This is a genomic window from Pseudomonas sp. RIT-PI-r (assembly GCF_001297015.1).
Classification (GTDB): domain Bacteria; phylum Pseudomonadota; class Gammaproteobacteria; order Pseudomonadales; family Pseudomonadaceae; genus Aquipseudomonas.
This window is the reverse complement of record NZ_LIGE01000018.1, coordinates 310,874-334,955: the sequence shown is the minus strand read 5'-3', so window position 1 is coordinate 334,955 and position 24,082 is coordinate 310,874. Positions and strand designations below refer to the sequence as shown.

General features: G+C 60.7%; 23 protein-coding genes. 21 read left to right on the top strand and 2 right to left on the bottom strand.

Annotated elements, in window-relative coordinates; genetic code table 11:
• The first annotated feature begins 58 nt into the window (after positions 1 to 58).
• The 11 genes from AK821_RS07355 to AK821_RS07305 all read left to right on the top strand — a co-directional run bounded on the left by AK821_RS07355 (position 59) and on the right by AK821_RS07305 (position 15,207).
• Positions 59 to 1,411 (top strand): TolC family outer membrane protein, encoded by a 1,353-nt coding sequence (locus AK821_RS07355; RefSeq protein WP_064389070.1) that lies wholly within the window; start codon positions 59 to 61, stop codon positions 1,409 to 1,411.
• Positions 1,412 to 1,445: 34 nt separating this feature from the next.
• The gene (locus tag AK821_RS07350) at positions 1,446 to 3,602 is read left to right on the top strand and encodes a type I secretion system permease/ATPase (protein WP_064389069.1); all 2,157 of its coding nucleotides are present in this window, start codon (positions 1,446 to 1,448) and stop codon (positions 3,600 to 3,602) included.
• Positions 3,592 to 4,959, top strand: coding sequence for an HlyD family type I secretion periplasmic adaptor subunit (locus AK821_RS07345; protein ID WP_007918311.1), 1,368 nt, complete (start codon positions 3,592 to 3,594; stop codon positions 4,957 to 4,959). Before AK821_RS07350 ends, AK821_RS07345 begins: the two co-directional genes overlap by 11 nt.
• Before the next feature lie 361 nt (positions 4,960 to 5,320).
• Positions 5,321 to 6,217, top strand: coding sequence for a TauD/TfdA dioxygenase family protein (locus AK821_RS07340; protein WP_064389068.1), 897 nt, complete (start codon positions 5,321 to 5,323; stop codon positions 6,215 to 6,217).
• 22 nt (positions 6,218 to 6,239) lie between these two features.
• A complete protein-coding gene (locus AK821_RS07335; protein WP_064389067.1) occupies positions 6,240 to 7,100 on the top strand; it encodes an ABC transporter ATP-binding protein in 861 nt (286 codons plus the stop codon).
• 20 nt (positions 7,101 to 7,120) lie between these two features.
• Entirely contained in the window at positions 7,121 to 7,987 is an 867-nt protein-coding gene (locus AK821_RS07330; RefSeq protein WP_064389066.1) for an ABC transporter permease, read from the top strand.
• 201 nt (positions 7,988 to 8,188) lie between these two features.
• On the top strand, positions 8,189 to 9,106 hold the full coding sequence (locus AK821_RS07325) for a LysR family transcriptional regulator (protein WP_025113444.1): 918 nt from the start codon (positions 8,189 to 8,191) through the stop codon (positions 9,104 to 9,106).
• A 225-nt stretch (positions 9,107 to 9,331) separates the two neighbouring features.
• Positions 9,332 to 10,870 (top strand): MFS transporter, encoded by a 1,539-nt coding sequence (locus AK821_RS07320; protein WP_064389065.1) that lies wholly within the window; start codon positions 9,332 to 9,334, stop codon positions 10,868 to 10,870.
• A gap of 26 nt (positions 10,871 to 10,896) precedes the next feature.
• Positions 10,897 to 11,967, top strand: coding sequence for an HlyD family secretion protein (locus tag AK821_RS07315; RefSeq protein WP_064389090.1), 1,071 nt, complete (start codon positions 10,897 to 10,899; stop codon positions 11,965 to 11,967).
• Positions 11,964 to 13,571, top strand: a complete 1,608-nt coding sequence (locus tag AK821_RS07310; RefSeq protein ID WP_236708296.1) for an efflux transporter outer membrane subunit — start codon at positions 11,964 to 11,966, stop codon at positions 13,569 to 13,571. Before AK821_RS07315 ends, AK821_RS07310 begins: the two co-directional genes overlap by 4 nt.
• Positions 13,572 to 13,626: 55 nt before the next feature.
• Positions 13,627 to 15,207 carry a glycosyltransferase family 39 protein gene (locus tag AK821_RS07305; RefSeq protein ID WP_064389064.1) on the top strand — a complete coding sequence of 527 codons (1,581 nt, stop codon included), beginning with the start codon at positions 13,627 to 13,629 and terminating at the stop codon, positions 15,205 to 15,207.
• A 45-nt stretch (positions 15,208 to 15,252) separates the two neighbouring features.
• Here AK821_RS07305 and AK821_RS07300 read toward each other — a convergent pair whose 3' ends face one another.
• Together AK821_RS07300 and AK821_RS07295 are read right to left on the bottom strand one after the other, a co-directional pair.
• Positions 15,253 to 16,011 carry a slipin family protein gene (locus AK821_RS07300; RefSeq protein WP_003220464.1) on the bottom strand — a complete coding sequence of 253 codons (759 nt, stop codon included), beginning with the start codon at positions 16,009 to 16,011 and terminating at the stop codon, positions 15,253 to 15,255.
• Positions 16,012 to 16,013: 2 nt separating this feature from the next.
• Positions 16,014 to 16,565 (bottom strand): NfeD family protein, encoded by a 552-nt coding sequence (locus tag AK821_RS07295; protein WP_064389063.1) that lies wholly within the window; start codon positions 16,563 to 16,565, stop codon positions 16,014 to 16,016.
• A 154-nt stretch (positions 16,566 to 16,719) separates the two neighbouring features.
• Here AK821_RS07295 and AK821_RS07290 point away from each other — a divergent pair, with 154 nt between their 5' ends.
• The 10 genes from AK821_RS07290 (at position 16,720) to AK821_RS07245 (ending at position 24,071) form a co-directional block, all read left to right on the top strand.
• The gene (locus AK821_RS07290) at positions 16,720 to 17,181 is read left to right on the top strand and encodes an aminoacyl-tRNA deacylase (RefSeq protein ID WP_064389062.1); all 462 of its coding nucleotides are present in this window, start codon (positions 16,720 to 16,722) and stop codon (positions 17,179 to 17,181) included.
• Positions 17,182 to 17,309: 128 nt separating this feature from the next.
• Positions 17,310 to 17,555 (top strand): DUF2789 domain-containing protein, encoded by a 246-nt coding sequence (locus tag AK821_RS07285; protein ID WP_064389061.1) that lies wholly within the window; start codon positions 17,310 to 17,312, stop codon positions 17,553 to 17,555.
• Positions 17,556 to 17,649: 94 nt separating this feature from the next.
• Positions 17,650 to 17,895, top strand: coding sequence for a type II toxin-antitoxin system Phd/YefM family antitoxin (locus AK821_RS07280; RefSeq protein WP_064389060.1), 246 nt, complete (start codon positions 17,650 to 17,652; stop codon positions 17,893 to 17,895).
• The gene (locus AK821_RS07275; RefSeq protein ID WP_064389059.1) at positions 17,885 to 18,166 is read left to right on the top strand and encodes a type II toxin-antitoxin system RelE family toxin; all 282 of its coding nucleotides are present in this window, start codon (positions 17,885 to 17,887) and stop codon (positions 18,164 to 18,166) included. The genes AK821_RS07280 and AK821_RS07275 overlap by 11 nt, the downstream gene beginning before the upstream one ends.
• Before the next feature lie 143 nt (positions 18,167 to 18,309).
• The gene (locus tag AK821_RS07270; protein ID WP_177330940.1) at positions 18,310 to 18,738 is read left to right on the top strand and encodes a MarR family winged helix-turn-helix transcriptional regulator; all 429 of its coding nucleotides are present in this window, start codon (positions 18,310 to 18,312) and stop codon (positions 18,736 to 18,738) included.
• Complete coding sequence (locus tag AK821_RS07265) at positions 18,735 to 20,798, top strand: FUSC family protein (protein ID WP_064389058.1); 2,064 nt, start codon at positions 18,735 to 18,737, stop codon at positions 20,796 to 20,798. The genes AK821_RS07270 and AK821_RS07265 overlap by 4 nt, the downstream gene beginning before the upstream one ends.
• On the top strand, positions 20,795 to 21,004 hold the full coding sequence (locus tag AK821_RS07260; protein WP_047601052.1) for a DUF1656 domain-containing protein: 210 nt from the start codon (positions 20,795 to 20,797) through the stop codon (positions 21,002 to 21,004). The genes AK821_RS07265 and AK821_RS07260 overlap by 4 nt, the downstream gene beginning before the upstream one ends.
• Entirely contained in the window at positions 21,001 to 21,903 is a 903-nt protein-coding gene (locus AK821_RS07255; RefSeq protein ID WP_064389057.1) for an efflux RND transporter periplasmic adaptor subunit, read from the top strand. Before AK821_RS07260 ends, AK821_RS07255 begins: the two co-directional genes overlap by 4 nt.
• The gene (locus AK821_RS07250; RefSeq protein WP_064389056.1) at positions 21,900 to 23,342 is read left to right on the top strand and encodes an efflux transporter outer membrane subunit; all 1,443 of its coding nucleotides are present in this window, start codon (positions 21,900 to 21,902) and stop codon (positions 23,340 to 23,342) included. The genes AK821_RS07255 and AK821_RS07250 overlap by 4 nt, the downstream gene beginning before the upstream one ends.
• Positions 23,343 to 23,435: 93 nt before the next feature.
• Positions 23,436 to 24,071: a hypothetical protein gene (locus AK821_RS07245; RefSeq protein WP_064389055.1), complete on the top strand. Its 636-nt coding sequence runs from the start codon at positions 23,436 to 23,438 to the stop codon at positions 24,069 to 24,071.
• The last annotated feature ends 11 nt before the right edge of the window (positions 24,072 to 24,082 follow it).

Sequence of the window (24,082 nt, the reverse complement as noted above, 5' to 3'; positions counted from 1 at the left end):
CGACGCAGCGCCACGTTTTGCTGTGATTCAAGACAAGAAGTTCTGGGAAATTCCTGTCATGCGTTCGCCCCTGTTTCTGGCTGTACCCTTCGCTCTCGCCGCCTCTTTTGTACAAGCACAATCCTTACCAGAAGCCATGCAGCAGGCATTGGATGTCCATCCGGAAATCCAGGCAGGGGTCAACAGTCGTTTGGCCGCGGATTATCAATTAAGAGCGGCGAAAGGTGGATACCTGCCCAAGGTCGATCTGCTCGGCGGTTATGGCCGTGAAGGCACCGACAGCGTCACCACCCGCGCCGCCGGTAACAGCAATCACTGGGAGACCCTGAACCGTAGCGAGTCAAGTTTACGTCTCTCGCAAATGGTCTTTGACGGTTTTGCGACGTCCAGCGAAGTCGGGCGTCAACAAGCCACCGTTAATTCCCGCGCTTATTCCTTGCTGGGTACGTCCGAGCGCACGGCGCTGACCGTCGCTCAGGTTTACCTGGACGTGCTGACCCGTCGCGAGTTCGTGCGTCTGGCCGAAGAAAATCTCAAGAGCCACCAGCGCATCTACGACCAGATCCAGCTGCGTACCCAACGCGGCGTCGGCAGCGGCGCCGACCTCGATCAGGCCGAAGCGCGGATGGCCCAGGCGCGCAACAACCTGATCACCGAGCAGACCAACCTCGCTGACTCGGAAACCAACTTTCTCAGCGCCGTCGGCCAGATGCCCGATCAACTCGAGCGTCCGGCGCCGTTCATGGCAATGATGCCGGCCAACCTCAACGAAGCGCGTCAGCAGATGCTGGAAAACAGCCCGATCCTGCGTTCGGCCGAGTCCGATATCGCCGCCGCCGAGAAACAGTACGAAACCGCCAAGTCGACCTTCTACCCACGTTTCGACGCCGAACTGGGCCGCACCGCTGACAACGATCTCGATGGCCAGAACGGTCACAATAACGAATGGCAGGCGATGCTGCGCATGCGCTTCAACCTCTATTCCGGTGGCAGCAACAAGGCCGATCTGGAATCCAAGTCGTACCTGTCGAACCAGGCGCTGGACATCCGTAACAACGCCCTGCGTCAGTTGAACGAAGAACTCGGTCTGGCCTGGAACGCTTTGAACAATGCCAACGCGCAGGTGCCGATTGCACAGCAATACGTCGACCACAGCACCTCGGTGCGCACCGCCTACCAGCGTCAGTTCAGCCTCGGCGAACGCACCCTGCTCGATTTGCTCGACAGCGAAAACGAGTTGTTCACCGCCTCGCGGCGTCTGGCGGAAATCAAAAACATTCAGTTATTTACTCAGTACCGAATCAAGGCGACCATGGGCGAGTTGCTCAGAAGCCAGGGAGTGGTCGCACCGTTGGCATCCGTTGTGCAGAACGACGTGAAGCCCAAGGTCCAGCTGCCTGGGATGAATTGAGTTATCCCTTTTCAACTGTCAAAGAGTGTCGAGCGTGGAATCAGAAGTCAGTCGAGTTCAACTCAGTCATGATCCACGCGCGTTGCACGACGATCCGTTACTGGATGGCCTGCTCGCCCTTTGCATGCTGCACCAGAAACCCGCCAGCGCGGCGATGCTGACCACCGGCCTGCCGCTGCCCAAACAACGCCTGAGTGTCGAGTTGCTGCCCCGCGCGGCGGCTCGTGCCGGCCTGCAAGGTCGGGTGCTGCAGCGCAAACTGGAAGAAATTCCGGCGATCGCCATGCCGGCGTTGCTACTGCTCAAGGATGGCCGCAGCGCTGTCCTGCTCGGCTGGCAGGGCGACAACGAAGCGCGGGTGCTGCTCAGCGAAAGCGATGGCGGCGAGTCGATTGTCAGCCGCGAACTGCTCGCCGACGATTACACCGGCAAAGTCTTCTTCGCTCAGCCGCAACACAAATTCGACGTTAACCACGGCACACTGATTCCGCGCGCACGCTCGTGGTTCCGCGACACCCTCAAGCGTTCGCGCTGGCTGTATGCCGATGCGATTGCCGCGAGTTTCCTGATCAACATCATCGCCATGGCCGCGCCACTGTTCGTGATGAACGTCTACGACCGCGTGGTGCCGAACCAGGCCGAGGCGACCCTGTGGGTGCTGGCCCTCGGTATTACCGGCGCTTACCTTTTCGACCTGATCCTCAAGAGCCTGCGCAGTTTGTGCCTGGATCTTGCCGGGAAGAAAACCGACCTGATCATCTCGGCGACGTTGTTCGAACGCATCGTCGGCATGTCGATGAAATACCGCCCGGCACGGGTCGGCAGTTTCGCGCAGAACATCCATGAGTTTCAGAGCCTGCGCGACTTCCTCGCCTCGCTGACCCTGACCAGCCTGATCGACCTGCCGTTCACTATCCTCATCTTTATAGTCATCGCCATTCTCGGCGGGCATCTGGTGTGGATTCCGGTGCTGGCGTTCCCGATTGCCCTGCTGATCGGTTACGCCTTGCAGAAGCCGCTGGTGGCCACCATGGAACGCACCATGGCCCTCGGTGCCGAGCGCCAGTCGAGCCTGATCGAAACCCTCGCCGGCCTCGACGCGGTGAAGGTCAATAACGCCGAAAGCGAACGCCAGTATCAGTGGGAACAGACCATCGGCACCCTCAGTCGCCTCGAACTGCGGGTGAAAATGCTCTCCGGCCTGGCGATGAACATCACCCTGCTGATCCAGCAACTGGCCGGGGTGATCATGATTGTCTTCGGCGTGTACCAGATCATCGCCGGCAACCTGAGCATGGGCGGTCTCATCGCTTGCTACATGCTCAGCGGCCGCGCACTCAGCCCGCTGGCGTCGCTGTCGGGTCTGCTGACGCGTTACCAGCAGGCACGGGTGACCATGACCTCGGTCGATCAGATGATGGAGCTGCCGCAAGAGCGCAATTTTGAAGAGCGCCCACTCAGCCGCAAGGTGTTGCAGGGTGCGATCGAATGCCGCCAGCTCAACTTCACCTACCCGGAACAACAGAACCCGGCGCTGAAGAACATCAATCTGGTGATCCGTCCCGGCGAGAAGATCGGCATCATCGGCCGCAGCGGCTCGGGCAAAAGCTCCCTCGCCAAACTGCTGGTCGGCCTGTATCAGCCGGACGACGGCGCGTTGCTGGTGGACGGTGTGGATATCCGCCAGATCGACGTCAGCGAGCTGCGCTACAACATCGGTTACGTGCCGCAAGACATTCAACTGCTGGCTGGCACCCTGCGTGACAACCTCGTCTCCGGCGCGCGCTATGTAGAAGACGAACTTGTTCTGCAAGCCGCCGAGCTCGCGGGTGTCCACGAATTCGCCCGACTGCACCCGCAAGGCTATGAGCTGCAAGTCGGCGAGCGCGGGCAGAACCTCTCCGGCGGTCAACGACAGAACGTCGCGCTGGCCCGGGCGCTGTTGCTCAATCCGCCGATTCTGCTGATGGACGAGCCGACCAGTGCGATGGACAACACCGGCGAAGAACGCCTCAAACAACGCCTCGCGGCGGTGATTGAAAACAAGACCGTGATACTGGTCACGCACCGGGCTTCACTGTTGTCGCTGGTGGATCGTTTGCTGGTGATCGACCGTGGTCAGATTCTCGCCGATGGCCCGAAAGCCGCCGTGATGGAAGCGTTGAAGAAGGGGCAGATCAGTGTTGCTTAAGTCGGGTTTCAAGGATTCGATCCGTCGCTACTTCAAAGGCTCGGCATCGCTGCAGGGCCAGCCGCTGCCGGAGGTCAACAAGGCGCTGATCGAAGACGCCCCGCGCGTCGTGCGCCTGACCATCTGGGCGATCATCGGCTTCTTTATCTTCCTGCTGCTGTGGGCCAACTTCGCCGTGATCGACGAAGTGACAAAGGGCGACGGCAAGGCGATTCCGTCGTCGAAGATCCAGAAAATCCAGAACCTTGAGGGCGGGATCATCTCTGAGCTGTTCGTCAAGGAAGGCCAGATCGTTGAGGCTGGCGCACCGCTGATTCGCCTCGACGACACGCGATTTGCTTCCAACGTTGGCGAAACCGAGGCCGATCGCCTGTCGATGCTGCTACGTGTCGAGCGATTGAGCGCTGAAGTCGACGACCGTCCGCTGAATTTCCCCGAAGACGTGCTCAAAGCCGTGCCCGGTCAGGCGAAAAGTGAAGAATCGCTGTACATCAGCCGCCGTCAGCAATTGCACGACGAGATTGGCGGGTTGCAGGAGCAGTTGATCCAGCGTCAGCAAGAGCTGCGCGAATTCGCCTCCAAGCAAGCGCAGTATCGTCAGCAGCTCGGCTTGCAGCGTCAGGAAATCAACATGTCCGAGCCGCTGGTGGCGCAGGGCGCGGTGTCCCCGGTGGAAGTCTTGCGGTTGAAGCGTGCCGAAGTGGAAACACGCGGTCAGCTCGACGCTACTACGCTGGCCATCCCGCGTGCCGAATCGGCGATCAAGGAAGTGCAGCGCAAGATCGACGAGACACGCGGCAAATTCCGCAGCGAAGCGCTGACTCAGCTTAACGAAGCACGCACCGACCTGAACAAGGCCAGTGCTACCGGCAAGGCGCTGGAAGACCGCGTCAGCCGCACGCTGGTGACATCGCCGGTGCGCGGTATCGTCAACAAGTTGCTGGTCAACACCATCGGCGGCGTAATCCAGCCAGGCAGCGACATGGTCGAAATCGTACCGTTGGATGACACCTTGCTGGTCGAAGCGAAGATCCGCCCGCAGGACATTGCCTTCCTGCATCCGGGACAGGAAGCGATCGTCAAATTCACCGCGTATGACTACACCATCTACGGCGGGCTGAAGGCCAAGCTTGAGCAGATCGGTGCCGACACCATCACCGACGAAGACAAGAAAACCACGTACTACATCATCAAGGTGCGTACTGAACGCAGCCACTTGGGTACCGATGAAAAACCGTTGCTGATCATTCCGGGGATGGTGGCGTCGGTGGACATCATTACCGGCAAGAAGTCGGTGTTGAGTTATCTGCTCAAGCCGATCATCCGCGCGCGGGCCGAGGCGTTGCACGAGCGCTAGATCTTCAGCGCTGCTAACGGCCTCTTCGCGAGCAGGCTCGCTCCTACAGTAACCGCATTTCTCCAGATGGAATGCGATCCCTGTAGGAGTGAGCCTGCTCGCGATGGCGGCAGCCCAAACACCACATCTCCGTCAGTAAGTGACAAAAACCGTCACTCACCACTCAGTCCATTCCTCACCATTCGCCATATCGTTATTCATTAACGGTATTTAATTTCCGATTCTTATAGCTATAAAGTCATCCCCCTGCGTACCTGCCGACCAATCGGCGCGCCGCACGAGCTGAACCAACACGCAATCCAGCGTGAGTGTCTGATCGACGAGCGCGCCCGTGAGCGTGCCGTGCGTGGGAGATGGAAAGATGTCCGCAGCTACTGCTTCCCCAAGCGCCGCGACTGCCGCGCCGCAATCCTTTGAAATCCGTCCTTTCAGTGGTGCCGTCGGCGCCGAGATCATTGGCCTCGACCTCACCCGGCTGATCAATGATCAAGACTTCGCGCGCATCCATCGCGCGCACCTGGATCACCACGTCGTGGTGTTCCGCGACCAGCAAATCACCCCCCAACAGCAGATCGACTTCAGCCGCCGCTTCGGCGTGTTGCAGATCCATGTGCTCAAGCAATTCCTGTTGGCCAACCACCCGGAAATCCTCATCGTTTCCAACATCGTCGAAAACGGCCAGAACATCGGCCTCGGCGATGCCGGCAAGTTCTGGCACTCCGACCTCTCTTATAAAGAGCTGCCAAGCCTTGGCTCGATGCTCCACGCGCAAGAACTGCCGTCCGAGGGCGGCGACACGCTGTTCGCCGATATGCACAAAGCCTGGGACAACTTGCCCGAAGCGTTGCGCAAAGCGGTCGAAGGCCGCAGTGCCGCGCACTCCTACACGGCGCGTTACAGCGAAACCAAATTCGAAGGCAACTGGCGCCCGACCCTGACCCCGGAGCAATTGGCTCAAGTCGCCGAAGTGGTGCATCCGGTGGTGCGTACGCACCCGGAGAACGGACGCAAGGCGCTGTTCGTCAGCGAAGGTTTCACCACGCGCATCGTCGGCCTGCCGGAAGACGAGAGCCAGCAACTGCTGAGCGAGCTCTATGCCCACAGCGTGCTGCCGCAAAACATCTACCGCCATCAGTGGCAGCCCCACGACCTGGTGTTCTGGGACAACCGCTCGCTGATCCATCTCGCCGCCGGCTGCCCCGCGCACCTGCGCCGCAAGCTGTATCGCACGACCATTCAGGGCGACGCGCCTTTCTGATTCGCCGGAGATTGATCAAAAAATGAACGCTCCCTTGCCAGGCCACGCGGCCAGCAACCCGATCGCCCGCAGCGACGCGTTGCTGGCGGTCGCTCACGTCAGCCTCGAATACCGCCCGCCGCAACGCGTGGTGCGTGCCACTCACCAAGTCAGTTTTGAAATCGACCCGGCCGATCGCTACGTGCTGCCCGGCCCGTCCGGCTGCGGCAAATCCACCTTGCTCAAAGCGGTGGCCGGGTTCATTCAACCGTGCGAAGGCGAGATCCGTCTGCAAGGCCTGCGCGTTGATGCGCCGGGGCCGGACCGCATCGTGGTGTTTCAGGAATTCGACCAACTGCCACCGTGGAAAACCGTCAAACAGAACGTGATGTTTCCGCTGCTGGCATCGCGCACGCTGAAGAAAAAAGAAGCCGAAGAGCGCGCGTTGCACTATCTGGAAAAAGTTGGCCTGGCGGCGTTCGCCGATGCCTATCCGCACACCTTGTCCGGCGGCATGAAGGCGCGCGTGGCGATTGCCCGAGCGTTGGCCATGCAGCCGAAAATCCTGCTGATGGACGAGCCATTCGCCGCCCTTGATGCACTGACCCGCCGCAAGATGCAGGAAGAATTGCTGCTGCTCTGGGAAGAGGTGCGTTTCACCCTGTTGTTCGTCACCCACTCGATTGAAGAGGCGCTGGTGGTCGGCAATCGCATCCTGCTGTTGTCGCCACATCCGGGGCGGGTGTGCGCCGAAGTGCACAGCCATCAATACGATTTGCACAGCCTCGGTGGCGTGGCGTTTCAGGAATCGGCGCGGCGCATTCATCGTCTGCTGTTCGACGAAGGCCAGTCGCCGGAAACCGAGCGTGACCACGACTTCAACGACATTCGCATCGCCTATTGAGCGGCCAGGAGGACTACCCGATGAGCTATTCATCATCTGGGCGTGAAGAGTTTGAAATTGTTCTGGAGCCGCTGACCGAAGTGCCGGTCGAGCGAGAGCTGTCGCTCGGCACGCGACTGTGGCAGCAGGGCTGGCTGCGTAAAAGTCTGATCCTGATTGTGCTTGCGGTCGTTTGGGAGGTGGTCGCGCGGATTCAGAACAACGACCTGATGCTGCCGAGTTTTCTGCAGACCAGCCATGCGCTGTTCGATGGCTTGCTCAGCGGTGAACTGCTGGCCAAGGTGTGGATATCGCTGGTGGTGCTGATCAAGGGTTACCTGATCGGCATCGTGTTGGCGTTTGCCCTGACCACGCTCGCGGTGTCGACGCAGTTGGGCCGCGATCTGCTGAGCACTTTGACCTCGATGTTCAATCCGTTGCCGGCGATTGCCCTGCTGCCCTTGGCGTTGCTGTGGTTTGGCCTGGGGCAGAACAGCCTGATTTTTGTGCTGGTGCATTCGGTGTTGTGGGCCTTGGCACTGAACACTTACGCGGGGTTTCTCGGGGTCTCGGAAACCTTGCGCATGGCCGGGCGCAATTACGGTTTGAAGGGTTTGCGGCTGGTGCTGTTCATCCTGATCCCGGCGGCGCTGCCGTCGATTCTGGCCGGGCTGAAGATTGGCTGGGCGTTTGCCTGGCGCACGTTGATTGCGGCGGAACTGGTGTTTGGCGCGACCAGTGGCAAGGGTGGGTTGGGCTGGTACATCTTTCAGAACCGTAATGAGCTGTACACCGACAAGGTGTTTGCCGGGTTGGCGGTGGTGATTCTGATTGGCTTGCTGGTGGAGAATCTGGTGTTCGATACGCTGGAGCGGGTGACCGTGAAGCGGTGGGGGATGCAGCGGTAATTTTTGGCGTGGCGGCTGGCCCCTTCGCGAGCAGGCTCACTCCTACAAGGGATCTGTGTAGGACACAAAATCTGTAGGCACTGAAGATCTAATGTAGGAGTGAGCCTGCTCGCGATAGCGTCAGTCATGCCACCGCAATACTTGAAGGATGTTTGCTAGCATTGCGCCCAGATCAATCCTGATCAGCCATGAGTGCTCACGATGCAACTCCCGGACATGAACCTTTTGGTCGCCCTCGACGCTTTGCTCGACGAGGGCAGTGTGGTCGGCGCTGCGCGGCGGATGAACCTCAGTCCGGCAGCCATGAGCCGCACCCTGACGCGAATCCGCGAAGCCATCGGCGACCCGATCCTCGTGCGTGCCGGCCGAGGTCTGGTGCCAACGCCCAAAGCGCTGGAACTGCGCGAACAGGTGCGCGATGTGGTCGAGCAGGCCGCGCTGTTGTTCCGCTCCGCCGACACTGTGGAGCTGGGCACGCTGCGTCGGCGCTTCAGCATCCGCGCCAACGACTTTTTCATCGGGGTGTACGGCGGTAAGCTGTTCGACACCCTCGATCAACTCGCGCCGCACTGCGAATTGCGCTTTGTCCCGGAAGGCGATGGCGATGATGAAGCCCTGCGAGAAGGGCGCATCGATCTGAGCGTCAGCAACACCCGGCCCGTCACCCCGGAAGTCAAAGTGCAGAACCTGTTTTCTACACACTTCGTTGGCTTGGTGCGTGAAGACCATCCCTTGCTTGACGGCGAAATCACTGCCGAGCGCTACGCCGGGTTTTCCCATATCAGCATGTCGCGTCGTGGCATCGCCCGTGGCCCGATTGATACGGCGCTGAATGCCTTGGGGCTGGAGCGCCGCGTCGCGGTGATTGCGCCGAGTTTTCATGCGGCGATGTTTGCGCTGCCGGATTCCGACCTGATCCTGCCAGTGCCCAAGGAAGCGTTGCTGAGCGTGCGTCGGCTCGGTTTGAAACTGCGTTCGTTCGACCTGCCGATTCCGTTGCCGACACTGATGCTGACCCAGGCCTGGCACCCGCGTTTCGACAAGGATCCGGCACATCGCTGGCTGCGCGAAACCCTCAAGGCCTGCTGCGACGAGACGTGGCTGGCGGCCCAGCCTTAATCCCCGAGAAAACACAAAACCCTGTGGGAGCGAGCCTGCCCGCGAAAGCGCTGGATCAGTCACTCATGATATTGACTGACCCGACGCCTTCGCGAGCAGGCTCGCTCCCACAAGGGATGTTCATTGTTGTGTCTGGCGCACTTATAACCTGCCAATAAGTCAATTTTCGTCATTGCCAAGCCCGACTAAGATGCTCCGGTATTTTTCCCTCCGGAGTGTGAATTCATGACATCCCTGACGGCAGCAGCGCCCATCGCTGCGGCCAGCCCGGCGAAGGCGGCCACGCCACCGGTGTTCGGGGCGCGGATCATCATTGGCCTGGTCGGCGTGCTGCTGGCGGTGCTGGTGTCGGGCCTCAACGAGATGGTCACCAAGGTGGCCCTGGCCGACATCCGTGGCGCGCTGAGCATCGGTTACGACGAAGGCACCTGGCTGGTCGCCAGTTACACCGCCACCTCGGTTGCGGCCATGGCCTTCGCGCCGTGGTGTTCGGTGACCTTCTCGCTGCGCCGCTTCACCCTCTGCGCGATCGGTCTGTTCACTCTGCTCGGCGTGCTGTGCCCGTTCGCCCCCAATTACGAAAGCCTGCTGCTGATGCGCATCCTGCAAGGCCTCGCCGGCGGTGCGTTGCCGCCGATGCTGATGACCGTCGCCCTGCGCTTTTTGCCGGCCAACATCAAACTCTATGGTCTGGCCGGTTATGCACTGACGGCAACGTTCGGCCCCGGTCTCGGCACGCCGCTGGCCGGTTTATGGACCGAATACGTCGGCTGGCAATGGACGTTCTGGCAGATCATCGTGCCGTGCCTGATCGCCATGGCGATGGTCGCGTGGGGCATTCCGCAGGACCCGCTGCGTTTGGAACGCCTCAAATCGTTCAACTGGAAAGGTCTGCTGCTGGGCTTTCCGGCGATCTGCATGTTGGTGATCGGTTTGCTGCAAGGCAATCGGCTGGACTGGTTCGAATCGAGCCTGATCTGTGGATTGCTCGGCGCCGGCTCGCTGCTGCTGGTGGCGTTTCTGATCAACGAATGGTCGCAGCCGATTCCGTTTTTCAAATTGCAGATGCTCGGTATCCGCAACCTTTCGTTCGCACTGATGACCCTGGCTGGCGTTTTGGTGGTGTTGTTGGCGGTGGTGCTGATTCCGTCGAGCTATCTGGCCCAGGTGCAAGGTTATCGCCCGGTGCAGACCGCGCCGATCATGCTCATCGCCGCATTGCCGCAACTGATTGCGCTGCCGTTGGTGGCCGCGCTGTGCAACCTGCGCTGGGTCGATTGCCGCTGGGTACTCGGCATCGGTTTGAGCATGTTGGCGCTGTCCTGCCTGGGCGGATCGCAGCTGACCTCGCAGTGGATTCGCGACGACTTCTATGTTCTGCAATGGCTGCAGATTTTTGGTCAGCCGATGGCGGTGCTGCCGCTGTTGATGCTCTCGACCGGCAGCATCACACCGCTGGACGGTCCCTTCGCATCGGCATGGTTCAACACCGTGAAAGGCCTGTCGGCCGTGGTCGCCACCGGGGTGATCGAGGCGCTTACCACGTCGCGCCTGCATTTCCACTCAAGCATGTTGGTCGACAGCCTCGGCAATTCGCCGCTGGCCGATCGTAGCGATCCGGGCCTCGCCCATCGCCTGCACGAACAGGCCGTGGTGCTGACTTCTTCCGATCTCTACGTGTGCATGGCTGGCGTCGCAGTGGCGTTGATCCTGCTGATTTTCTGGCTGCCGACGCGGATTTATCCGCCGCGCGCACCGACCTGATGGCTGTACTGAAACAGAAGGTTTTTATGACGACTCAAGCAAAGCAAAAACTCGCGGTGGCTGTAGCGGCCGCGCTGGCTGTCGGCGTGCTGGTGTACCTGGCGCTGCCCGGTATGTTTGGCAAACGTACCCAGCAAAATACCAACGACGCATTCGTCTCCGCCGACTACACCCTGGTGGTGCCGCGTGTGGCCGGTTTCATCAAGGAAGTGCTGGTGGAAGACAACCAGCAGGTCAAAGCCGGGCAGTTGCTGGCGTTGATCGATGATCGTGATCTGCGTGCTTCGGCAGAAGCCGCGGATGCACAAACTCTGGTGGCGCGGGCGCAACTGCAAAACGCCAAGGCAACGCTGGAGCGGCAGACCTCGGTGATCGCTCAGGCGCAAGCCTCGGTGGTGTCGGCCAAGGCGGAAATGGCCTTCGCCCAGCAAGAACTGAATCGCTACAACCATTTGGCCGGCGTCGGTGCCGGGACTGTGCAGAACGCGCAACAGGCGCGCACGCGCATCGATCAGGCCACGGCTCATCTCGACACGACCACGGCGAAACTGGCGGCGGAGCGCAAGCAAGTCGATATCCTCAGCGCCCAGCGTGACGCTGCCGAAGGCAGTTTGAAGCACGCACAAGCGGCGCTGGAAATCGCCAGTTTCGAGCTCTCCTACACCCGCATCACCGCGCCGCAGGACGGCATGATCGGCGAGCGGGCCGTGCGCGTCGGCGCCTATGTGACGCCGGGCAGCAAGCTGCTGGCGGTGGTGCCATTGAAGCAGGCCTATGTGGTGGCGAATTTCCAGGAGACCCAACTGACCGACGTGCAGCCAGGGCAAGAGGTGCAAGTACGCGTCGACAGCCTGGGTGGTGAAGCGCTGACCGGTCGTGTCGAGAGCATTGCGCCGGCCACGGGAGTGACCTTCGCAGCAGTCAAACCGGATAACGCCACCGGCAACTTCACCAAGGTGGTGCAGCGGATTCCGGTGAAGATCATGCTCGAACCGGGTCAGCCGTTGGCCGAGCGCTTGCGCGTGGGCATGTCGGTGGAGGCGAGTATTGATACCGCCAGTTCGGCGACGTCGGTGCGTGAGGTGACTCAGCGATGAGCCGTGTTGATCGAACCGACGCCTTCGCGAGCAGGCTCGCTCCCACAGGGAGAATGCATTCCAACAGGTGGGAGCGAGCCTGCTCGCGAAGAGGCCAGTGGCAGCAAATCACTCTGAGTGCCTTGCTCACAATGAGTCTCGCCGCCTGCACCGTCGGCCCGGACTTCCAGAAACCCGAAGCCACACAAATCACCGACTGGGCCAAACCCGCCAAGTCCGCCCCCAGCCAAGCGGTCAGCGAACCCCTCAACGAACGCTGGTGGGAGGTCTTCCACGACGCGCAACTCTCCGCGCTCACTCAGCGTGCGGTGCAGAGCAACCTCGACTTGCAACTGGCCAGCAGCCGTCTGCAACAAAGCCGCGCCGCCCGCCAGGTCATCACTGCTGAGCGCTATCCAAACACCGCGGCCACCGGCAGTTACTCGCGCGAACGCAACAGTGGCAAAGGCCTGAACGACCCATCCGGCCACAACGGTGATTCCGCCTTCAACCTGTGGGACGCCGGTTTCTCCGCCTCATGGGAACTGGATTTCTGGGGTCGCGTGCGCCGCGAAACCGAAGCTGCCGACGCCAACCTCGAAGTCGCTGAAAACGACCGTCGCGGTGTGTTGCTGGCGGTATTGGCAGACACCGCGCAGAACTACATCCAGTTGCGCGGCGTACAGAACACTCGCGCGGTCACCGAAGAAAACCTCGACGTCGCCCGGCACAGCCTGAAACTCTCGCAACTGCGCCTGGCCGATGGCGTTGCCACTGACCTGGACGTCGCCGAAGCCGCCGCGCAAGTCGCCGCCATCGAATCGCGTCTGCCGGCGCTGGAACAACGCCAGTCGCAACTGATCAACGCGATCAGCCTGCTGATGGGCGAACCGCCACAGGCCCTCGCCAAAGAGTTATCCACAGACGCCGCCGTGCCGCAGTCGCCGCTGCAAGTCGCCATCGGCCTGCCGTCGCAACTGGCCGAACGCCGCCCGGACATCCGCCAGGCCGAAGCGCGCCTGCACGCCGCTACTGCCAATATCGGCGTGGCCAAAGGCGATTTCTATCCGCGCATTACCCTGTCCGGCAACCTCGGTTCGCAAGCCATGCAACTCAGCGATTTCGGTTCGTGGGGGTCGCGTGCCTTCGGCATCGGCCCGCAGTTCAGTTTGCCGCTGTTCGACGGTGGACGCCTGCGCTGCGTGCTGCAACTGCGCGAAGCCCAGCAGCAGGAAGCGGCCATCGCCTACCAGCAGACCGTGTTGCGCGCCTGGCATGAAATCGACGATCAGTTGACCGCTTACAACGCCAGCCAGCGCCGCCGCGACAGCCTTGCAGAAGCCGTACGTCAGAACCAGATCGCCTTGCGCACCGCGCAACAGCAATACGTCGAAGGCGTGGTCGATTTCGTCAACGTTCTTACTGTGCAAGGCGCGTTGCTGGCGACGCAGGAACAGTGGGTCGAGAGTTCGACCGGGGTTTCGCTGGCGATGGTCGGTTTGTACAAGGCATTGGGCGGGGGGTGGGAGTCGGTGTATCCGCAAGAGAAAATCGTCGCCGGGTTGCCGGGTGTCGTGAAAGCGCCTGCCGACATCGACGGTTCTGCTGTGGCTGACCTAAAGTGATTGGCAGGTTGGCGCGTCATACTCTCGTGGCGCTGCGGTGCGGCAAGAGGAAGCGATGGCGGTCAATCGAGTCACGCCGATGGGCGACACGCAAGACCCGTTTGCCGCGCCCGGCTCCTGGTTCGGTAGTCTGCGCTGGGTGCGCTGGGTAAAAAATCACTGGCTGTGGCCGATTCTCGCGCTGGCCGCGTTCGTGCGTTTTTATGACCTGACGGCGGCGGCGATCTGGGGCGATGAAGGCTCCAGCCTGCTGCTGGCGCGCTATTCGCTGAGTGAAATCTGGCAGCACGCCGCATTCGATGTGCATCCGCCGCTGTACTTCATGCTGCTGCATGGCTGGGTCGAACTGTTCGGGGACGGCATTCTCGCGGTGCGCACACTCAGTGCGCTGGCCGGCATTGCGGCGGTCGGGCTGGGTGTGTGGCTGGTGGATTGCCTGGCCACTCGACGCGCCGCGTTTATCGCCGGATTGTTGCTCGCACTGCTACCGACGGCGGTGCGCTACAGCCAGGAAGTGCGCATGTACGCGCTGCTCGGAGCGCTTCTGATTGCCGCAAGCCTGGCGCTGGTCTACTGGATCCGGCGCCCGCAACGCCATCGCTTTCTGTTGTACTACGCGCTGTTGATGAGCGCGGCGTTCTACACCCACTACTTCGCCGTGCTCGCGGCGCTGTGTCACTGGCTCTATCTGATCGCGATCCGCATACAGCGCGGTTACCGCTTTCGGCATATCCAGCGCTGGAACTGGTGGCTGGCGAACGTGGCCATCGTCGTACTGTACCTGCCTTGGCTGCCCAATCTGCTCGACTTGATGCAGCACATGGAACAGCTCAAGGCCGGCGGCGATGTCGGTTGGGAACCTGCTGTTACATTGAGTTCGCTGCCGTCGATGATCTGGTCGTGGCTGATTCAGGACGATGGCGAGACGCTGCCGCTGCTGATTTTCGCCGCGTTGCCCTTGGCATTGCTGGCGCTGACGGTTGTCGCGGTGATGCGTGATCGCAGTGTGTCGCGCGGCAGTATTCTGTTGGCGTTGTACACCGGACTGCCGCTATTGCTGGTGTATCTGGTGTCTTTCATCACCCCGGTCTTCATCGAGCGCTACCTGACGGCGTACGCCCTCGGTTTGCCGATGCTGGCGGCGCTGGCCATTGATCGTTTGTACAGCCGCGCCCGACTGGTTGCACTGGCGCTGCTGGTGGCGCTGATCGGTGTGGAACTGGTGGGTGTGAACAACAATGCAACGGTCGACAGCAACGACCAAATGGACCGAGTGGTGAGTTACGTCAACCGGCATTTTCTGCCGGGTGATCGCATCGTCACCAGCGACATGCTCTGGTACTTGAGCTACGTCTACTACGACCGCAGCGGCGCGCAGGTGCGCCTTTACACGCCACCGACGGCGGATGGCCAACCGACGCAGCCGAATGAGTACGGCTTCGGCACACTGGTAACGCGCGATGTCTATCTGGACAGCCTCGCTGAGTTGCCGGGAAATGGCCGGGTGTGGCTGGTCGGCAGCTTCGACGGCCCGGAAGAATTCTCACCCTTGCCCGCGACCTGGCAGGTCAGCGCCGAAGTCCATGCGGGCGGACTCAAGGCGCGCTTGTTCACCCCCACCCCTCCCGCAGGCTAACGCCAACCCCTGTAGGAGTTGCCGCAGGCTGCGATCTTTTGACCTTCAGGATTTCCCCGACAAATCCGCCATGCCCTTGAGCAATTCAATCGGCAACGGAAAGACAATCGTCGAACTCTTGTCGCCGGCGATCGAACTCAAGGTCTGCATATAGCGCAACTGCATCGCCCCGGGCTGACGGCCGAGCATTTCCGCGGCTTGCATGAGTTTTTCCGACGCCTGCAACTCGCCCTCGGCGTGGATCACCTTGGCCCGCCGCTCGCGCTCGGCTTCAGCCTGTTTGGCGATGGCTCGCACCATCGACTCGTTGAGGTCGACATGCTTGATCTCGACGTTGGCGACTTTGATGCCCCAGGCGTCTGTCTGCGCGTCGAGCACTTGCTGAATGTCGATGTTCAACTGCTCACGTTCAGCCAGCAGTTCATCCAGTTCGTGTTTGCCGAGCACTGCACGCAAGGTGGTTTGGGCCAGTTGACTGGTGGCCGAGAGAAAATCCTCGACCTGAATAATCGCCTTCTGTGGATCAAGTACGCGGAAATACAGCACGGCGTTGACCTTGACCGAGACGTTGTCGCGGGTGATTACGTCCTGCGGCGGCACGTCGAGCACCACGGTGCGCAGGTCGACCCGAACCATTTGCTGCACCACTGGAATCAACAGGATCAGCCCGGGGCCTTTGACCTGCCAAAAGCGGCCGAGCTGGAACACCACGCCGCGCTCGTATTCACGCAGGATGCGAAACGTCGAGCCGGCGAGGGCAATGACCAGTAACAGCAGCGCAACAAAACCGATTTGCAGACCCATGATCACTCTCCGAGTGGCGCCGCGTCAGTCGCGGCCACTTGCAGCAACAATCCCTTGCGCGCCACCACGCGTACCGGTTGCCCGGTGCGCAGCGGCGTGGCACTGAGCACTTGCCAGCGTTCACCTTGCAGTTGCACCCAGCCGTTACGCGCATCGCCCGGTTGCACTGTGGTGATCGCGGTCACGCTGCCGAGCAGGCCGGCGTCGCCACTGACGGCGTGACGCGGCCGGGTTTTCAGGGCGCGAATTACCAGCGCGAGCAACAGCAGGGCGCTGATCAGACCGAGACCGATCATCATTGGCGCCGGCAACTCGGCGTTACTCAGAATCAGCGCGCCGATGACGAACATGATGATGCCGCCCAGACCGATAACGCCGTAGTTGGGCAGCGCCGCTTCGGCGATCAGAAAGACGATGCCCAAGGTAATCAGCCACAAACCGGCCGGACTCATCGGCGGCAACGGGGTGTCGGCGGCGAGGGCTGAGCCGCTGATCAGCAGGAGTAAGACAAACGCACAACATCGGCTGTTCACGTGACCCTCCGCGAGCGTCATGGGCTGGTTCTTTCAGTCTAGTTGAGGGTTGTCCTGTATGAATTTTGATCAATGTGCAGATATGTCCGGTGAGCGGATTTCCCTGCGCCAAACACCCGCCGAACTAGACTCAAAGACACGGCAATCACCGTTCAGCGCAACACCGAGGTGCATCATGCGTATGGCAAGAAAGGTGCAGAGCAGCCTGAACCGGGCGCACTGCGAATACGACATCGTCGCCCACCGACACTCGTCCAGCAGCCTGGAAACCGCACGGGTCGCCGGGGTGCCCGCCGAGCGGGTAGCCAAATCGATCATCCTCGACGACCACCACGGGCACTACCTGATGGCCGTGCTGCCGGCCAGCCGTCACCTTGACCTGAGCAAGGTGCGCCTCAGTGGCGAATGGCAACTGACCCGCGAAAGCAATCTGGCGCACATCTTCGACGACTGCGAGCGCGGCGCGGTGCCGCCGCTGGGCGATTCCTACGGGCTCGACATGGTCATCGACCCGCTGCTGACGCGGCAGAAGGATATTTACCTGGAGGCGGGCAACCACAATTATCTGCTGCACATGAGCATGCCCGAGTTTCTGAAGATGGTGCCGCATGCCGAGGTGCGGGAGTTGAGTGATTAGGTTTTGTGGCGCAGGCACTGACGCCTTCGCGAGCAGGCTCGCTCCCACAGGTTGATCGCATTCCCCTGTGGGAGCGAGCCTGCTCGCGAATAATCTTCCAAACACCCCATTCATCAAGGAATTGCTCAATGGAAAGCCCAACGCACAGCTTGCCATCCCTGTTCAAACAACTCGGCCTTCCGGATGATCCGGTCAACATCGACAAATTCCTCACCACCCATTCCCCGCTCAAGCCAGAGCTGCACCTGGCGGATGCGTTTTTCTGGACGAAGAGCCAGTCGCAGTTCTTGCGTGACGAGATTCTGGATGACGCCGATTGGGCGGAGGTGGTGGATCAGTTGGATGTGTTGTTGCGCAAGGGGCGTGAGAGCTGACTGAAAGCCAACCTCTTGTCATTCAATTGAGTGGAACGGTTGTTGAGGATCAAAAAATAGACCAAAATCACGACCTCAATTGAGGTCTTTTATTATGCAAAACGTTCTGGCCGATATGGCTGTCAGTGTCTCAGAATTAAAGAAAAACCCTTCCGCTGTGCTGAGCGGTGCGCATGGCGGTGCCGTGGCTGTTCTTAACCACAATCGCGTTATGGGCTATATGGTGCCAGCGGATGTGTACGAAGCAATGATGGAGCGACTTGATGATTTGGAGCTTGCTGAAATCGTTCGCGCCCGCAGCCATGAGACGCCAATTTCGGTGAGCCTGGATGACCTATAAGCTCGAATTTTTGCCATCCGCTCACAAAGAGTGGAACAAGTTGGGTCATACACTACGAGAACAATTCAAAAAGAAGCTGGGTGAGAGATTGAAGCTGCCCAGAGTCTCCGCTGACGCACTTCATGGAATGCCTGATTGCTACAAAATCAAATTGAAGGCTTCAGGCTATCGTCTGGTTTATCAGGTCATTGACGAGAGGGTCGTCGTTTCAGTCGTAGCGGTCGGTAAACGTGAGCGCAGTAGCGTTTATGAGAATGCAAAAAAGCGCTGATTTATCTCTCAGCGGCGGCTCTCTTCGCCCCAGTAGGCAATTTGTTTCAAAACTTGACTGAAATTCCCCTCCAATGCGATATTGATAGTTAGCAAACTAACAGTGTGCATTTCCTCGTGCCGAACGAACTCGACGCTCTCCAGATGAACATCAGCAGTGCCATGGTGGTGGCCGCCAGGCATTGGCGGAAGATCTGCCAGACCACGCTGGTCAACTATGGAATCTCCGAAGCCTGCGCCGTGCCGTTGTTGATGATCGGCCGCTTGGGTGAGGGCGTGCGCCAGGTGCAGGTGGCGCAGGCGGCCGGGATGGAGAGTCCGTCGCTGGTGCGTCTGCTCGATCAGTTGTGTCATTCCGGCTACGTCTGCCGCACCGAAGATGTCCAGGATCGCCGCGCCAAGTGCCTGAGCCTGACTGACACCGGTCGTGAACTGGTGCAAGCGGTCGAGATCGAACTGGTGCGTCTGCGTCATGAAGTGCTTGAGGGCATCGACCAGAGCGATCTGGAGGCTACGCTTCGGGTACTCAGAGCTTTTGAGGCGGCCCATCCGCCTGTGGTGATCAATTCTTGAACGGTTTTTTCTCCGGCATTCCGCCGGCCCGCGACTGGTTCTACGGGGTCCGTACGTTTGCAGCGTCGATGATCGCGCTGTACATCGCTTTGCTTATGCAAATGCCGCGTCCGTATTGGGCGATGGCCACGGTGTATATCGTCTCCAGCCCGTTTCTCGGGCCGACCAGTTCCAAGGCCCTATACCGCGCCATCGGGACTTTTCTCGGTGCCGCGGCGGCGGTTTTTTTCGTGCCGATGTTCGTGCAGAGCCCGTATGTGCTGGTGGTGGTCATCGCGCTGTGGACGGGGATTTTGCTGTTCCTGTCCCTGCAACTGCGCACGGCCAACAACTACGCATTGATGCTCGCCGGTTACACCTTGCCGCTGATTGCCTTGCCGGTGGTGGATAACCCGCTGGCGGTGTGGGACGTGGCGGAAGCGCGGACCGAAGAGATTTTCCTCGGCATCGCCGTGGCTGCGGTGGTCGGCGCGATGTTCTGGCCACGCCGTCTGGCGCCGGTGTTCAACGACGCGGTGAGCAAGTGGTTCGCCGACGCAACGACCTACAGCCTGAAATTCCTCAGCCGCGACGTGCAGCCCGAAGAGGTCACCGCGCTGCGCATGGCCATGGTTGCCAACTTCAACAGCCTCGAATTGATGATCGGCCAGTTGCCCCACGAAGGCGCGCGACCGCAAACCGTGCGCAACACCAAAGAATTGCGCGGGCGGATGATTCATCTATTACCGGTGATCGATGCGCTGGAAGATTCGCTCTACGCCCTAGAGCGGCGCACACCAGAGCTGGTGGAAAAATTCGCACCGCTGCTGGCCGCCACCCGCGAATGGCTCGCTCATCAGGACGCCGATCTCGACCGTTGGCAAGCGCTGAAAGATCAGCTCGAAGCCCTGCAACCGAGCGTCGAGGCGCTTGAGGATCGCAAACAACTGCTGTTCTCCAACTCGATTTATCGCCTCGGCGAATTCATCGATTTATGGCAGGACTGTCGCAGTCTGCAGGACGCGATTCTTTGCGAACGCCAGGACAGCTGGCGCGCGGTGTATCGCCACTGGCGCCTGGGTCGTCTGACGCCGTTCATTGATCGTGGGCTGATGCTCTACTCGGTGGCCTCGACCGTTCTGGCGATCATCACCGCCTCGGTGCTGTGGATTCTGCTCGGCTGGCCGGACGGCGGCAGTGCGGTGATTCTCGCCGCGGTGGCGTGCAGTTTCTTTGCCTCGATGGACGACCCGGCACCGCAGATTTACCGGTTCTTTTTCTGGACCGGCATGTCGGTGCTGTTCGCCAGCCTTTATCTGTTTCTGATTCTGCCCAACCTGCATGACTTCCCGATGCTGGTGCTGGCGTTCTCCATTCCGTTCATCTGCGTCGGCACGCTGACGGTACAGCCGCGGTTCTTCCTCGGCATGCTGCTGACGCTGGTAAACACCTCCTCGTTCATCAGTATCCAAGGGGCTTATGACGCGGACTTTTTTGCCTTCGTGAACTCCAACCTGGCGGGTCCGTTAGGGCTGTTGTTCGCGTTTATCTGGACGCTGGTTGCACGCCCGTTCGGCGCCGAACTGGCGGCCAAACGCCTGACCCGCTTCAGTTGGAAAGACATCGTCCACATGACCGAGCCGGCCAACCTTGCGGAACACCGCAAATTGGGCGTGCAGTTGCTCGATCGACTGATGCAGCACCTGCCGCGTCTGGCCCTCACCGGCCAAGACACCGGCATCGCCATGCGCGAAGTGCGGGTGGGCCTGAACCTGCTCGATTTGCTCGCCTACACCCCACGGGTGACCGGCGCGCCGAACGCGCTGTTGCAGCAAGTGGTCAGTGAGGTCGGCGAGTATTTCCGCGCCTGCCTTAAGGCTGGCGAACGCTTGCCGGCGCCAGCGCCGTTGCTGATGACCCTTGATCGCACCCGCCGTGCGCTCAATGGCCACGGCGACGATGAAACCCGTCTGAACCTGTTGCACGCCTTGAGCGGTTTGCGTCTGGCGTTGTTGCCCGGCGTCGAATTCGTCTCCAGTGCCGACGCCGAAGAACCGCTGCCCGATGGAGCGCCCCTATGATCGGTGATCTGGACATCAGCGGCATTTTCCTGCCGACCCTGCTGGTGTTGATGGGCATCACTTATGTGCTGTTTTTGTTGGTGCATGGCGTGCTCACGCGCGTGCACTTTTACCGTCTGGTCTGGCACCGGGCATTGTTCAACGTGGCCCTCTACGCGGTACTGCTGTACGGCGTGGACTCACTCAGTCGATACCTGATGACATGAAAAAACCGTTTTTGACCATCGGTCGCGTGGTACTGACCCTGCTGATCGTGACTTTTGCCGTTGTCCTCGTCTGGCGCATGGTGATGTATTACATGTTTGCGCCGTGGACCCGTGACGGCCACATTCGCGCCGACATCATCCAGATTGCTCCGGACGTGTCCGGACTGATCCAGCAGGTTGAAGTGAAAGACAACCAGTTGATCAAGCGCGGCCAGGTGCTGTTCAGCATCGACCAGGATCGCTTCAAACTGGCCCTGCGTCAGGCCAAAGCGGCTGTTGCCGACCGCGAAGAAACCCTCGCCCAGGCCCAGCGCGAAGCCAAGCGTAACCGGGGCCTCGGCAACCTGGTGCCGGCCGAACAGCTGGAAGAAAGCCAATCCAAGGTCGCGCGTGCGCAATCGGCACTGGCCGAAGCCATGGTCACCGTGGACAGCGCCCAGCTCAACCTCGACCGCTCGGTGATCCGTAGCCCGGTGGACGGTTACGTCAACGACCGTGCGCCGCGTCCGCAGGAGTTCGTCACCGCCGGGCGTCCGGTGTTGTCGGTGGTCGACAGCAATTCCTTCCACATCGACGGCTATTTCGAAGAGACCAAACTCGACGGCATTCATGTCGGTCAGTCGGTGGATATCCGTGTGATCGGCGACCGTGCGAAATTGCGCGGGCATGTCGAAAGCATCGTCGCCGGCATCGAAGACCGCGACCGCACCAGCGGCAGCAACCTGCTGCCGAACGTCAACCCGGCGTTCAGCTGGGTGCGGCTGGCGCAGCGGATCCCGGTGCGGATTGCCTTTGATGATGTGCCGGAAGATTTCCGCATGATCGCCGGGCGTACCGCTACGGTGTCGATCATTGAAGACTCAAAAGTCGACGATAAAAAGCAGGAGCCCGCGCAATGAGCAGGGCCCTGATGATCGCCGGGTTGGGCGTGATGTTGTCGGCGTGTCAGATGGTTGGCCCGGACTATTACGTGCCGGAAGACGCGGCAGTGCAACGCAAGGATTTTCAGGGCGAACTGGCCGTTGCCGGCAAACCTGTGGTGTCGGCGCCAGTACCGGCGGATTGGTGGCGGCTATATAAAGACCCGCGTCTGGATCAACTGGTGCAGCAAGCCATGGCTTCCAACACCGATCTGCGCGTCGCCGCTGCCAATTTGCAGCGCGCCCGTGCGCAGGTCGATGAGGCCGAAGCCGCCGGTGGCTGGAGCGGCGGGGTGAAAATGGGTGCCCAGCGATTGCAGGAATCCGGTCAGGCATTCTTGCTGCCGGAAAAAGTCCCGGTGGCCAACATCGGTGACATCGGCATCAGCGCTTCGTACCAATTCGATCTGTGGGGCACGTTGCAGCGCGGCATCGAAGGCGCGAAGGCCAACGCCGACGCGACCCAAGCCGCCGCCGATACCGCGCGCATCACCTTGGTCGCGGACGTGGTTCGCGCCTACACCCAAGTCTGCGCGGCCAACGAAGAACGCGAAATCGCCCAGCATTCCCTCGACCTGCAATCGCAAGGCACCACGTTGATCCAGCGTTTGCGTGACGCTGGTCGTGGCGATGAAACCCAGGTCACCCGTTCGCAAACCCAATTCAAATCCCTGCGCGCCGAGATGCCGCGTTATGAAGCGGCGCGTCAGGCCGGGTTGTTCCGTCTGTCGATGTTGCTGGCGAAACCGGTCGACCAATTGCCGGCCGGCACCGCGACTTGCGCTGAACTGCCGAAAATCGCTCAATTGGTGCCGGTCGGTGATGGCGCCGCTTTGCTCAAACGTCGCCCGGACATTCGTCAGGCGGAACGACGTCTGGCCGCCGCGACCGCCGGCATCGGCGTGGCCACCGGCGAGTTGTACCCGGACATCAGCATCGGCGCGACCATCGGCACTGTCGGCATTCTCGATGACCTCGGTGATCCGTCGACCAACCGCTGGGGCTTCGGCCCGTCGCTGAGCTGGAAGGTGCCGACCAACGGCGCCCGCGCGCGCATTCGTGAAGCTGAGGCGACCACCCAAGGCGCCTTGGCGCACTTCGACGGCGTGGTGCTCAACGCCATTCGCGAAACCCAGACCGGCCTCGCCCAGTACAGCGCGCTGCTGCAACGCCGCGACGCACTGGCCGATGCCGAGCAATCGGCGAAACTGGCCGCAGACCAGACCCACCGCTTCTTCCAGGCCGGCCGCGAGTCGTTCCTGGCTGACCTGCAAGCAACCCGCACCTACACCGATGTGACCGCGCAACTGGCCGCCGCCAACACCCAGGTTGCGATGAGCCAGATCGATTTGTTCCTCGCCTTGGGCGGCGGTTGGGAAAGCGGACGAACGAACGCTCCAAGCCCCGGCAAACCCTGAGGCCGTTGCTATGCTTTGAAGTGTTGAAGGGGCGCCCCGTGCAAAGCGCCCCTTCAGCGCACATTGCTAGCGCTGGTCTAGGGGAAACCAATAATGAAAAACCCTTACGCTCTCGGCTTCTGGTGCGCCCTGGTAGCACTGATGCTGCTCTCGGCCACCTATTTCTACGGCATCATGCTGGCCCATCAGATCGACAAGGCCATGGTCTTTCTCGACAGCGCTGTCGCGCTGATCGCGGTCATGGCCATCGTCGTCGTGGCGTGGGCATCGGTTCAGGTGCAGCGGGTCAAGAAACGCCAGCTCGAACAGGGCAAGACCCTGGTGTTGATCTGGGACACCAAAGTCGCCCTGCGCCGGGTCGAAACGGTCTTCGACCGGTATTTCTGGGGCAGTTACTGGCAACCGGGGCGCACCTTCGCCGAAGTCATGGGCGAACTCACCGGCACGCCGCTGGAAAAAAGCCTCGAAGCGCTGAAAAAACAGTGCCTGGAACTCGACAAGCAGATCGATAACGAGGGCTGGCATTGGTTGAACAACGCCCGCGAATTATCCGATGTCGCCACGGCCATGGCTCGTGAGCGTTATCAACTGGATTTCTGCGATCCGCGCGCTGACGGGCCGGGCGGGGCGGTGATCGATCGGGATTTTGAAGTGCTGGTCTACACCTGGACCGCGCGGCTCAAAAGCTTTGATCATCAGCTGGATGAAATCGAGGTTCAGTATTCCTGATTCTCTGCTGA